This is a genomic window from Teichococcus deserti (assembly GCF_001982615.1).
In the GTDB taxonomy this organism is placed as follows: domain Bacteria; phylum Pseudomonadota; class Alphaproteobacteria; order Acetobacterales; family Acetobacteraceae; genus Pseudoroseomonas; species Pseudoroseomonas deserti.
In genome coordinates this window covers 1-11,479 of record NZ_MLCO01000324.1, presented here as the reverse complement: position 1 = coordinate 11,479, position 11,479 = coordinate 1, and the positions used below count along the sequence as shown (strand labels likewise).

The following is an 11,479-nucleotide window of genomic DNA, read 5'->3' as shown; positions in this document are numbered from 1 at the left end:
GGGTATCAGGAGACCCTGACCGATCCGTCCTATGCCGGGCAGATCATCACCTTCACCTTCCCGCATATCGGCAATGTCGGCGCCAACCAGGAAGACCTGGAAAGCATCACCCCCGCCGCCCGCGGCCTGGTGGTGAAGCTGGACGTGACCGAGCCCGCCAACTACCGCGCCACCAAGCACCTGGATGCCTGGCTGAAGAGCTTCGGCATCCCCGGCATCGCCGGCGTCGACACCCGCGCGCTGACCGCCCGCATCCGCGACGGCGGCGCGCCGAACGGCGTGCTGTCCTTCCCCGCCGATGGCCGCTTCGACATCCCCGCGCTGAAGGCCGCCGCCGCCGGCTGGCCGGGCCTCGAGGGCATGGACCTGGCGAAGGAAGTCACCTGCCGCCAGTCCTATGGCTGGAGCGAGGGGCTGTGGTCCTGGGGCCAGGGCTATGACCTGACGCCCGCCAGGAAGCACAAGGTCGTCGCGGTCGACTTTGGCGCCAAGCGCAACATCCTGCGCTGCCTGGCCGATGCCGGCTGCGACGTCACCGTGCTGCCGGCCGAGGCCACCGCCGAGCAGATCCTGGCGCAGAACCCCGACGGCGTCTTCCTGTCGAACGGCCCCGGCGACCCGGCGGCGACCGGCGTCTATGCCGTCCCTGCCATCCAGGGCGTGCTGGATGCCGGCAAGCCGGTCTTCGGCATCTGCCTGGGCCACCAGCTGCTGGCCCTCGCCCTGGGCGGCAAGACCTTCAAGCTGGAGCGCGGCCATCGCGGCGCCAACCAGCCGGTGAAGGACCTGACCACCGGCCGGGTCGAGATCACCAGCCAGAACCACGGCTTCGCGGTCGACGACAAGTCGCTGCCGGCCAATGTGACCGTCACCCATGTCTCGCTGTTCGACGGCTCGAACGAGGGGATCGCCGCGACCGACCGCCCGGCCTTCTCGGTGCAGTACCACCCGGAGGCGAGCCCCGGCCCGTCCGACAGCCACTATCTCTTCCACCGCTTTGTCGAGATGATCGAGAAGCACAAGGCGGCCTGATCCTCCAGCAGCCGCCAGGCGAAGGGAGAGACACGGATGGCTGGGATGTTCGACCTCACGGGCCGGGTGGCGCTGGTCACCGGCGGCAATGGCGGCATCGGGCTTGGCATGGCGCGCGGCCTGGCCGCCGCCGGCGCGCGCATCGCCGTCGTCGGCCGCAATGCCGACAAGAACGCGGCCGCCGTCGCCGAGCTCGGCGGCGACTCTTTTTCCGTTGTCGCCGATCTGACGGCGATCGAGGCCCCTGCCCGCGCCCTGGGCGCGGTGCTGGAACGCACCGACGGGAAGCTCGATATCCTGGTCAACAATGCCGGTACCAATATCCGCCGCCTGCCGCAGGAGGTGACCGACGAGGACTGGGCGACCGTCCTCGACACCAACCTGACCAGCGTCATGCGGCTCACCCGCGCCGCCTATCCGCAGCTCAAGGCCAGCGGGCATGGGCGGGTGATCTGCATCGGCTCGATGATGTCGATCTTCGGCCTGCCGCTGTCGCCGGCCTATGGCGCCAGCAAGGGGGCGATCGTGCAGTATGTCCGCAGCCTGGCCGTCGCCTGGGGCCAGGACGGCATCACCGTCAACGCCCTGCTGCCCGGCTGGATCGAGACCGAGCTGACCGCCGGCGCCAAGCGCGACATCCCGACGCTGAACGATAGTGTGCTGGCCCGCACGCCGCAGAGGCGCTGGGGGCAGCCGGGGGATTTCGCCGGCATCGCCGCGTTTCTCGCCAGCGACGCCAGCGCCTTCGTCACCGGCACCGCCATCCCGGTGGATGGCGGCCTGTCGGTGCACGGCTGAGGCGTCACGATGCTGTCTGCCGCCACCCTGCTGACCTTCTCGGTCCTGGCGCTCGGCCTAGCGATCACACCGGGGCCGAACATGCTCTACCTGGTGTCGCGCTCGGTGGCGCAGGGGCCGCGGGCGGGGCTGGTCTCGCTGGCCGGGTGCCAGGCGGGCAGCCTGGTGATCATGCTGGGCGCGGCGGCCGGCGTCACCGCAGCACTTCTGGCCATCCCCTACGCCTATGACGTGCTGCGGCTGGGGGGTGCGGCCTATCTTGCCTGGCTCGCCTGGCAGAGCATCCGGCCGGGCGGCCAGCCGCTCTTCGCGCCGCGCGCCCTGCCGCCGGAGCGCGACGGCAAGCTGTTCGCCGTCGGCATGGCCACCGCCCTGCTGAACCCCAAGGTGGCGATCTTCTATGTCGCCGTCATGCCGCCCTTCATGGATCCGGCGCTGGGCTCGCTGTTCTGGCAGGGGGTCACGCTCGGGCTGGTGCAGATCACCGTGGCGACGCTGGCCGATGCGGCGCTGGTGGTCGGCGCCGGCGGCGTCGCCCGCTTCTTCACCCGCCGCCCGCGCTGGGCGGCGCTGCAGCGCTGGATCATGGGCGGCGCGCTGGGCGGGCTGGCGGTGAGCCTCGCCCTGCAAAGCAAGCGATGATTTTCTTTCCCTAGTTTCTCTGGCTGAACCCTTTCTCCCGATCCGATTTCCTTCGCGGCCCGCCGGCCGGCTTCACCCCCGGCCCGCCCAACCGAATGAGCGACCTGACATGCCGAAGCGCACCGACATCAAATCCATCCTGATCATCGGCGCCGGCCCGATCGTCATCGGCCAGGCCTGCGAGTTCGACTATTCCGGCGCCCAGGCCTGCAAGGCGCTGCGCGCCGAGGGCTACCGCGTCATCCTGGTGAACTCGAACCCGGCCACCATCATGACCGATCCCGGTCTGGCGGATGCCACCTATATCGAGCCGATCACGGTCGAGATGGTCGAGAAGATCATCGCCAAGGAGCGCCCCGATGCGCTGCTGCCGACCATGGGCGGCCAGACCGCGTTGAACACTTCTCTCAAATTGGCCGAGGCGGGTGTCCTCGAGAAGTATGGCTGCGAGCTGATCGGCGCCAAGGCCGAGGTCATCGACAAGGCCGAGGATCGCCTCAAGTTCCGCGACGCCATGACCAAGATCGGCATCGAGAGCCCGCGCAGCCACATCGCCCATACGATGGAGGAAGCCCGCGCCGGCCTCGAGCAGGTCAAGCTGCCCTGCGTCATCCGCCCGAGCTTCACCCTCGGCGGCACCGGCGGCGGCATCGCCTACAACCGCGAAGAGTTCGAGCAGATCGTCACCGCCGGCCTCGCCGCCTCGATGACCAGCGAAGTGCTGATCGAAGAGTCGGTGCTGGGCTGGAAGGAATACGAGATGGAGGTGGTCCGCGACACCGCGGACAACTGCATCATCGTCTGCTCGATCGAGAACCTGGACCCGATGGGCGTCCACACCGGTGACTCGGTCACCGTCGCGCCGGCGCTGACGCTGACCGACAAAGAGTATCAGCGGATGCGCGATGCCAGCATCGCCTGCCTGCGCGAGATCGGCGTCGACACCGGCGGCTCCAACGTCCAGTTCGGCATCAACCCGGTCGACGGCCGCATGGTCGTCATCGAGATGAACCCGCGCGTCTCGCGCAGCTCGGCGCTGGCTTCCAAGGCCACCGGATTCCCGATCGCCAAGATCGCCGCCAAGCTCGCCATCGGCTACACGCTGGACGAGCTGAAGAACGACATCACCATGGTGACGCCGGCCGCCTTCGAGCCGACCATCGACTATGTCGTCGTCAAGATCCCCCGCTTCACCTTCGAAAAGTTCCCGGGCACCCCGGCGACGCTCACGACCTCGATGAAGTCGGTGGGCGAGGCCATGGCGATCGGCCGCTCCTTCTCCGAGGCGCTGCAGAAGGGCCTGCGCAGCCTGGAGACCGGGCTGTCGGGCCTCGACGACCTGCCGCCCCCGGGCGACGGCTCGAAGGAGGCGCATATCGCCTCGCTGGCCACGCCGAAGCCGGACCGCGTGCTGAACGTGGCCCAGGCCTTCCGCGCCGGGCTGACGGTGGAGGAGATCCACGAGGCCTGCCGCTTCGAGCCCTGGTTCCTGCGCGAGATCGAGAAGATCGTGCAGGCCGAGGAAGGCATCCGCGCCGAGGGCCTGCCGCAGGACGTCACCGGCCTGCGCCGGCTGAAGGCGATGGGCTTCGCCGACAAGCGCCTGGCCGCGCTGACCGGGCAGAGCGAGGGCGCCGTCATGGCGCATCGCCTCGGCCTCGGCGTGCTGCCGGTCTACAAGCGCATCGACACCTGCGCCGCCGAGTTTTCTTCTGATACCCCCTACATGTACTCGACCTATGAAGGCGGCTTCGGCACGCCGGAATGTGAGTCGCGTCCGACGGATTCGAAGAAGATCGTGATCCTGGGCGGCGGTCCGAACCGGATCGGCCAGGGCATCGAGTTCGACTATTGCTGCGTCCATGCCTGCTACGCGCTGAACGAGGCGGGCTTCGAGACCATCATGGTGAACTGCAACCCGGAGACGGTGTCGACCGACTACGACACCTCCGACCGCCTGTATTTCGAGCCCCTGACGGCGGAAGACGTGATCAGCCTGATCCGCAAGGAGCAGGAACAGGGAGAAATCCTGGGCTGCATCGTCCAGTATGGCGGCCAGACCCCGCTGAAGCTGAGCCAGGCGCTGCACAAGGCCGGCATCCCCATCCTCGGCACCAGCGCCGAGGCGATCGACATCGCCGAGGACCGCGAGCGCTTTCAGCAGCTGCTGAAGGGCCTCGGCCTGAAGCAGCCGCAGAACGGCATCGTCCGCAATCTGGACGAGGCGGTGCTCGAAGCCGAGCGCATCGGATATCCGGTCGTCGTCCGCCCCTCCTACGTCCTCGGCGGCCGCGCCATGGAGATCGCCTACAACAAGGAGCAGCTGCTGCGCTTCGGCCAGGAGGCGGTGAAGGTCTCGGGCGAGAACCCGATCCTGATCGACCAGTACCTGCAGGACGCGATCGAGGTCGATGTCGACTGCATCTGCGATGCGGCGGGCGAGGTCTATGTCGCCGGCGTCATGGAGCATATCGAGGAAGCCGGCATCCATTCCGGCGACAGCGCCTGCTCGCTGCCGCCCTATTCGCTGCCGCCCTCGGTGATCACCGAGCTGAAGGCCGAGACCGAGGCCATGGCCAAGGCGCTCAAGGTCCGCGGCCTGATGAACGTCCAGTACGCGGTCAAGGACGGCGAGATTTTTGTTCTTGAGGTGAACCCCCGTGCGTCCCGCACGGTCCCGTTCGTCGCCAAGGCGACCGGCGTGCCGGTGGCCAAGATCGGCGCCCGCGTCATGGCCGGGGCGAAGCTGTCCGAGTTCAAGCTGGACGACGAGGCGATCAGCCGCCACGTCGCGGTCAAGGAAGCGGTCTTCCCCTTCAACCGCTTCCCCAATGTCGACGTCATCCTCGGCCCGGAGATGAAGTCGACCGGCGAGGTGATGGGCCTCGACGCCTCCTTCGAGCGCGCCTTCGCCAAGTCGCAGCTGGGCGCAGGCGTCAAGCTGCCGGAGAGCGGCGCGGTCTTCGTCTCGGTCAAGGAAGGCGACAAGAAGGCCGCCATCTCCTTCACCCGCCGGCTGATCGACATGGGCTTCCAGGTGCTGGCCACCCGCGGCACCGCCGCGGCGCTGCGCGAGGCGGGCCTGGCGGTCTCGGTGGTCAACAAGGTGATGGAAGGCCGGCCGCATTGTGTGGATGCCATCCGCAACGGCGAGATCCAGATGGTGATCAACACCACCGGGACCGGCCAGGCCATCGCCGACAGCTTCGACATCCGCCGCGGCGCGCTGACCCATGGCATCCCGCACTACACCACCATGGCCGGTGCCCGGGCGGCGGTGCATGCGATCGCCGCGCTGAAGGCCGGAACCCTTGATGTGGCGCCGCTCCAGGCCTACTTTCCCCCTTCGTTCTGAGGCGGAGCGGGGCGGGACCGGGGCAACCCGGTCCCGCCCGCTGCGGTTCTTCCCCCAGGGTGCCGCCCTGAGGCTTCGTCCTGGGGGGCTTGTTCTTTCCGGCGGGCGCCGCCCGCTTCTGTTTCCATCCGGTGCCGGATTCCCGGCGCCGCCATGCCGCCGGGCGCATCGTCCGGCGGCTTTGCCGCGTATGAAGGAAGGGACTGCCGTGCAGAAGTTCCCGATGACCGCCGAGGGCCTCGCCAAGCTGGAGGACGAGCTGCGGCACTTGAAGTCGGAAGAACGCCCCGCCGTCATTCGGGCGATCGCCGAGGCGCGCGAACATGGCGACCTCTCCGAGAATGCCGAGTACCACGCCGCCCGTGAGCGCCAGTCCTTCATCGAAGGCCGCATCGCCGAGCTCGAATCGGTCGTCCCCTCGGTCGAGGTGATCGACATCTCCAAGCTGGCCGGCGACCAGGTCCGCTTCGGCGCCTATGTCACGATCATCGACGAGGAGTCCGAGGAGGAGAAGACCTACCGCATCGTCGGCGCCCATGAGGCGGACACGAAGCAGGGCTCGGTCTCGATCTCCTCGCCGCTGGCCAAGGCGCTGCTCGGCAAGAAGGTCGGCGATACCGTCGAGGTGCCGGCGCCCGGGGGCGCCCGCGCCTATGAGATCGCCAAGGTCCGCTTCAACTAAGATGACCAGCCGTGGCCTGGGCGGCGCCTCGCCCGCCGGCGGCCTGGCAGCCGAGCTGCCGACGCCGCCCACCATCAGCCTGGCCGATGTCCGCGCCGCCGCCGCCCGCATCCAGGGCGCGGTGCTGCGCACGCCGACCGTGCCGGCCCCGGTCATCGGCCGCGTCGCCGGCTGCGAGGCCTGGCTGAAGCTGGACAACCTGCAGGCCACCGGCGCCTTCAAGGAGCGCGGCGCCGCCAACCGCCTGGCGCTGCTGACGGCCCGCGAGAAGGCGACCGGCGTGATCGCCATGTCCGCCGGCAACCACGCCCAGGCGGTCGCCCGCCATGCCAGGCTGCTGGGCATCCGTGCCACCATCGTCATGCCGCGCTTCACCCCCGCCACCAAGGTGGTGCGGACCGAGAGCTGGGGCGCCGAGGTGGTGCTGCACGGCGAGACCCTGGCCGAGGCCGCCGCCCATGCCCATGCCCTCGCGCTGCGCGACGGCCTGACCTTCATTCACCCCTATGACGACCCCGGGGTGATGGCCGGCCAGGGCACCATGGCGATCGAGATGCTGGAGGACGCCCCCGGCCTCGACACCCTGATCTTCCCGGTCGGCGGCGGCGGGCTGCTCGCCGGCTGCGCCGCCGCCGCGCTGGAGCTGAACCCGGGCCTCAAGGTCTATGGCGTCGAGGTCGAGGGCTATCCCGCCATGGCCCAGCGCCTGGCCGGCCAGCCCGTCGCCGTCGGCGGCCCGACCATCGCCGAAGGCATCGCCGTCCGCGACGTCGGCGAGCGTCCCTATGCCCTGCTGAAGCAGCTGGGCATCGAGGTCCTCGTCGTCCCCGAGCGCGCCGTCGAGCAGGCCGTCGCCCTGCTGGCCGAGGGCGCCAAGGTGGTGGCCGAAGGCGCCGGCGCCGCCGGCGTCGCCGCCCTGCTGACGCACCCTGGCCGCTTCGCCGGAAAGCGCGTCGGCACACCCGTCTGCGGCGGCAACATCGATGCCCGGGCGCTGTCCAACGTGCTGCTGCGCCAGCTGCTGCGCGACGGCCGCATCCTGCGCCTGACCTTCGACATCCCCGACCGCCCCGGCGTGCTGGCGGATATCTCGAAACGGATCTCGGATGCCGGCGGCAACGTGATCGAGGTGAAGCACCAGCAGCTCTTCGGCGCGCCGACCGTGCAGTCGACCGAGCTGGAACTGATGATCGAAGTCCGCGACGCGGCCCAGGGCAACGCCATCATCGCCGCGATGGAAGCGGGCGATTACGTGGTGCGGCGGGGGTAGAGAAGGGATTGGCAGGCTGGGGGAATGAATTCCCCCAGACCCCCTTCTTTTTTCTGGGGTGACTGCCGTGTCCACGTGGAGACGGCAGGCGAAACGGCCAGGACGCAGCACGACCTGTCGGCGAGCACCATTTTACGAGAACGGCGTCCCGCCGCGCTGCCCGCGTATCGAGGCCGGCGAGGCGCTGCCGGTCAAACGGCCGTTGAATAGAAAAAAGAAGGGGTCCAGGGGAATTCATTCCCCTGGCCTGCCCCTGTCTTGGACGATCCCTACCCTTGCTTCACGCCTTCCAGCGGCACCCCAGGCACATCCTTGGCGGTGTGGATGGTCTGCAAAGTGCTGACCCGTCCGACGTTGGGCGCCGAGGTCAGGCGGTTGGTCAGGGCGTTCTCATGGGCGGTGTCGCGGGCCACCAGGCGGAGCAGGAAGTCCCCCCCGCCGCGGATCATGTGGCATTCGCGCACTTCCGGCCAGGACATCACGTCCTGCTCGAAGGCGGAGAGGATGGCGTGCTTCTGGGACTCGAGGCCGACCAGGGCGAAAAAGGTGATTTCCCAGCCCAGAGCCACCGGGTCGATATCGGCGTGGTAGCCGCGGATGATCCCGGCTTCTTCCAGGCGGCGGACGCGGCGCAGGCAGGGAGGGGCCGAAAGCTCAACCCGCCGGGCCAGCTCCACATTGGTCATCCGGCCGTCTTCCTGCAGCTCCGACAGGATCTGCCGGTCCACCGCATCCAGATTGTCAATCGTTTCGGGCTTCATCGGAACCGTTTCGTTGCTCGCGCGGCGTTCTAGGCGCAATATCCTTGCACGAGCCACTCTGTTCAAGGCATCGGCTTGCGGGAAACGCCGATCTTTCCGATATCCTGCCCGACCAGAGCGTTTTCAGGACCAAGCCCTTGCCCGAACTGCACCGCACCCGCCTGTTGATCCTCGGTGCCGGCCCTGCCGGGTACACGGCGGCGATCTATGCCGCGCGTGCCGGCCTGTCGCCGATGATCGTCGCCGGCATGCAGCCGGGCGGCCAGCTGACCATCACCACCGATGTCGAGAACTATCCCGGCTTCGCCCAGCCGGTGCAGGGCCCCTGGCTGATGGAGCAGATGCGCGAGCAGGCGGAGCATGTCGGCGCCAAGCTGCATTACGACCTGATCACCAGCATCGACCTGTCGAAGCGTCCCTTCATCGCCCTCGGCGATTCGGGCGACCGCTACGAGGCCGAGGCCGTGGTGATCGCCACCGGCGCCCAGGCCAAGTGGCTGGGCATCCCGGGCGAGAAGGAACTGTCGGGCTTCGGCGTCTCGGCCTGCGCCACCTGCGACGGCTTCTTCTACCGCGGCAAGCATGTCGCGGTGATCGGCGGCGGCAATTCGGCGGTGGAGGAGGCGCTGTACCTGTCGAACCTCGCCGCCCAGGTCACCCTGGTCCACCGCCGCGACAGCCTGCGCGCCGAGCGGATCCTGCAGCAGCGGCTCTTCGCCAAGCCGAATGTCACGATCCTGTGGAATACTCTCACCGAATCGGTCCTGGCGGACAGCAGCGGCCGGACGCCGGTTGCGCGGGCGCTGGCGCTGCGCGACCGTCAGACCGGCGAGGCGCGGGAGCTGGCGGTGGACGGCGTGTTCGTCGCCATCGGCCACGCCCCGGCCACCAGCCTGTTCAAGGGGCAGTTGGAGATGGATGCGGAGGGCTACCTGGTGACGGCACCCGATTCGACGCGGACCAGCCTGGAGGGCGTCTATGCCGCCGGCGACGTCCAGGACCGCATCTACCGCCAGGCGGTGACCGCGGCCGGCACCGGCTGCATGGCCGCGCTGGAGGCCGAGAAATTCCTGGCGCTTCACGAGGCCGACACCCAGGAAGAGGCAGCCTGACGCCATGCCGCTCGATTGGGACAAGCTCCGCGTCTTCCACGCGGTCGCCGAGGCCGGCAGCTTCACGCATGCCGGTGAATCCCTGAACCTCAGCCAGTCCGCCGTCTCGCGCCAGATCCAGGCGCTTGAGGAGGCGCTGCAGGTTCCGCTGTTCCACCGCCATGCGCGCGGCCTGATCCTGACCGAGCAGGGGGAGACGCTGAACCGCACGGTCCGCGAGGTCTTCGCCAAGCTGGCCATGACCGAGGCGCTGCTGACCGAAAGCCGCGAGCGGGCGGCGGGCCGGCTGAAGGTGACGACGACCACGGGCTTCGGCACCACCTGGCTGGCGCCGCGCTTGCGCAAGTTCATGGGGCTGCATGGCGACGTCACCGTCACCCTGCTGCTGGACGATGCCGACCTGGACCTGGCCATGCGCGAGGCCGATGTCGCCATCCGCATGCATCCGCCGAAGCAGCCGGACCTGATCCAGCGACATGTGGCGACCTTCGGCTGGCGGATCGTGGGCTCGGCCGAGTATCTGAAGGGCGCCGGCATCCCGCAGCGCGCCGAGGATCTCGATGCGCACCGGCTGATCGTCTATGGCGACTACCGCCCGCCGGTCGAGAGCATCAACTGGCTGCTGGAAGCCGGCCGCCGCCCCGGCAGCCCGCGCCGCGCCGCTGTCGAGGTGAACTCGCTGCCGGCCATGCTGCATGCGGTGCGCTCGGGCCTCGGCATCGCGGCGCTGCCCGACTACATGGGCGACGACCTGCGCGACCTGGTTCCCGTTCTGGCCGACCTGAAGTCGCCCCGGATCGACGCCTATTTCGTCTACCCGGAGGAAATGCGGCATTCGAAGCGCGTCGGCGTCTTCCGCGACTTCCTGGTGTCGGAACTGGCAGCGCTGCAGCACTCGCATTCAAGCTGAAGCCAAAACTTAACCATGCATCATGTGCATGGGTGACTAGAGGTTTTGCGCCTGGGCGCATGGCCTGGGGAGGACTAAGTAGGAGGCATCCGGCGACTAGGTCGGAAAGGGTCTCAGGATCCTTCGTCTCCCAGACGTGAAGCCTCCCTGTATGACTTGGCCGCTGCCCTCGGGCTGGCGGCCTTTTTTTTTGGTCTGATGGTAGGAAGCACTGCGTCTTTCCGGCCACACCATGTCCCCGTCCGTGCCATTCGCAACGCGACGAACTAGTCACGGATTCGTGAGCGTGTCATCATTTCGGCGTCGTCATGGAGAGACTGATGCGCCTTCTTGCTGCCCTTGGACTGATGATCACGCTGGCCGGTTGCTCGTCCATCGTGGATGGGACCACCCAGAACATTCTGGTCAATACCAATCCCGCCGGTGCCACTTGCGGATTGTATCGCGAGAACCTGAATATCGGAACTATTGCCGCGACACCGGGTACTATCCTGGTGCAGAAGAGCAAACACGACATCACCATCCTTTGCGTGATGAACGGCTATCAGCAGGCCAGTCACTTCAACAAGTCCGGTGTCGCTGGGGCGACAGTGGGCAATATCCTGCTGGGTGGCGGCATCGGCTGGGCGATCGACAGCATGTCGGGCGCGGACAACAAGTATGATACCCCAGTCAACGTGACGATGGTGCCGGTGCAGCCGGGCAGCGTCGCCGCGCCTGCCGTGCTGCCGCCGACGCTGTCCGGCGCGCAGCCCCCGGTCGCGACGGTGACAGCCGCAGCGCCCACGTCGGCGACCCCTTAAGGCCGCGCTGGATGCATGGCGACCGGCGGTCGCCATGCATGGGCGAGGAACTGACGCAGGCCGACGGATGGTTACATCCCTCTCGACCCTTTGAGCCGGCCCCTTCTTCCCACC

General features: G+C 68.2%; 10 protein-coding genes. 9 read left to right on the top strand and 1 reads right to left on the bottom strand.

Annotated elements, in window-relative coordinates:
- The 6 genes from carA to BKE38_RS25915 form a co-directional block, all read left to right on the top strand.
- Positions 1–1,032: glutamine-hydrolyzing carbamoyl-phosphate synthase small subunit (gene carA, locus BKE38_RS25940; protein WP_076960102.1), on the top strand; the 1,032-nt coding region annotated here is incomplete at its 5' end.
- A 45-nt stretch (positions 1,033–1,077) separates the two neighbouring features.
- Complete coding sequence (locus BKE38_RS25935) at positions 1,078–1,830, top strand: SDR family NAD(P)-dependent oxidoreductase (RefSeq protein WP_242662575.1); 753 nt, start codon at positions 1,078–1,080, stop codon at positions 1,828–1,830.
- A 9-nt stretch (positions 1,831–1,839) separates the two neighbouring features.
- Positions 1,840–2,472 carry a LysE family translocator gene (locus BKE38_RS25930; protein WP_076960100.1) on the top strand — a complete coding sequence of 211 codons (633 nt, stop codon included), beginning with the start codon at positions 1,840–1,842 and terminating at the stop codon, positions 2,470–2,472.
- Between the two features lie 109 nt (positions 2,473–2,581).
- Positions 2,582–5,827, top strand: a complete 3,246-nt coding sequence (carB, locus tag BKE38_RS25925; protein WP_076960099.1) for a carbamoyl-phosphate synthase large subunit — start codon at positions 2,582–2,584, stop codon at positions 5,825–5,827.
- A 208-nt stretch (positions 5,828–6,035) separates the two neighbouring features.
- Complete coding sequence (gene greA, locus BKE38_RS25920; protein ID WP_076960098.1) at positions 6,036–6,509, top strand: transcription elongation factor GreA; 474 nt, start codon at positions 6,036–6,038, stop codon at positions 6,507–6,509.
- 1 nt (position 6,510) lies between these two features.
- Positions 6,511–7,779: a threonine ammonia-lyase gene (locus BKE38_RS25915; protein WP_242662574.1), complete on the top strand. Its 1,269-nt coding sequence runs from the start codon at positions 6,511–6,513 to the stop codon at positions 7,777–7,779.
- A gap of 269 nt (positions 7,780–8,048) precedes the next feature.
- Here BKE38_RS25915 and BKE38_RS25910 read toward each other — a convergent pair whose 3' ends face one another.
- Positions 8,049–8,540, bottom strand: a complete 492-nt coding sequence (locus tag BKE38_RS25910) for an Lrp/AsnC family transcriptional regulator (protein ID WP_076960097.1) — start codon at positions 8,538–8,540, stop codon at positions 8,049–8,051.
- A gap of 137 nt (positions 8,541–8,677) precedes the next feature.
- Here BKE38_RS25910 and trxB point away from each other — a divergent pair, with 137 nt between their 5' ends.
- From trxB to BKE38_RS25895, 3 genes are all read left to right on the top strand, one after another.
- On the top strand, positions 8,678–9,652 hold the full coding sequence (gene trxB, locus BKE38_RS25905) for a thioredoxin-disulfide reductase (protein WP_076960096.1): 975 nt from the start codon (positions 8,678–8,680) through the stop codon (positions 9,650–9,652).
- A gap of 4 nt (positions 9,653–9,656) precedes the next feature.
- Positions 9,657–10,562: a LysR family transcriptional regulator gene (locus BKE38_RS25900; RefSeq protein ID WP_076960095.1), complete on the top strand. Its 906-nt coding sequence runs from the start codon at positions 9,657–9,659 to the stop codon at positions 10,560–10,562.
- A gap of 320 nt (positions 10,563–10,882) precedes the next feature.
- Complete coding sequence (locus tag BKE38_RS25895) at positions 10,883–11,365, top strand: hypothetical protein (protein ID WP_131829727.1); 483 nt, start codon at positions 10,883–10,885, stop codon at positions 11,363–11,365.
- Positions 11,366–11,479 lie beyond the last annotated feature (114 nt).

Excerpts from the sequence above, each read along its gene's own strand:
- BKE38_RS25895 (WP_131829727.1), top strand. The coding sequence starts at position 10,883 with ATGCGCCTTCTTGCTGCCCTTGGACTGATGATCACGCTGGCCGGTTGC.
- carB (WP_076960099.1), top strand. The coding sequence starts at position 2,582 with ATGCCGAAGCGCACCGACATCAAATCCATCCTGATCATCGGCGCCGGC.
- BKE38_RS25915 (WP_242662574.1), top strand. The coding sequence starts at position 6,511 with ATGACCAGCCGTGGCCTGGGCGGCGCCTCGCCCGCCGGCGGCCTGGCA.
- BKE38_RS25935 (WP_242662575.1), top strand. The coding sequence starts at position 1,078 with ATGTTCGACCTCACGGGCCGGGTGGCGCTGGTCACCGGCGGCAATGGC.
- BKE38_RS25930 (WP_076960100.1), top strand. The coding sequence starts at position 1,840 with ATGCTGTCTGCCGCCACCCTGCTGACCTTCTCGGTCCTGGCGCTCGGC.
- BKE38_RS25910 (WP_076960097.1), bottom strand. The coding sequence starts at position 8,540 with ATGAAGCCCGAAACGATTGACAATCTGGATGCGGTGGACCGGCAGATC.
- BKE38_RS25900 (WP_076960095.1), top strand. The coding sequence starts at position 9,657 with ATGCCGCTCGATTGGGACAAGCTCCGCGTCTTCCACGCGGTCGCCGAG.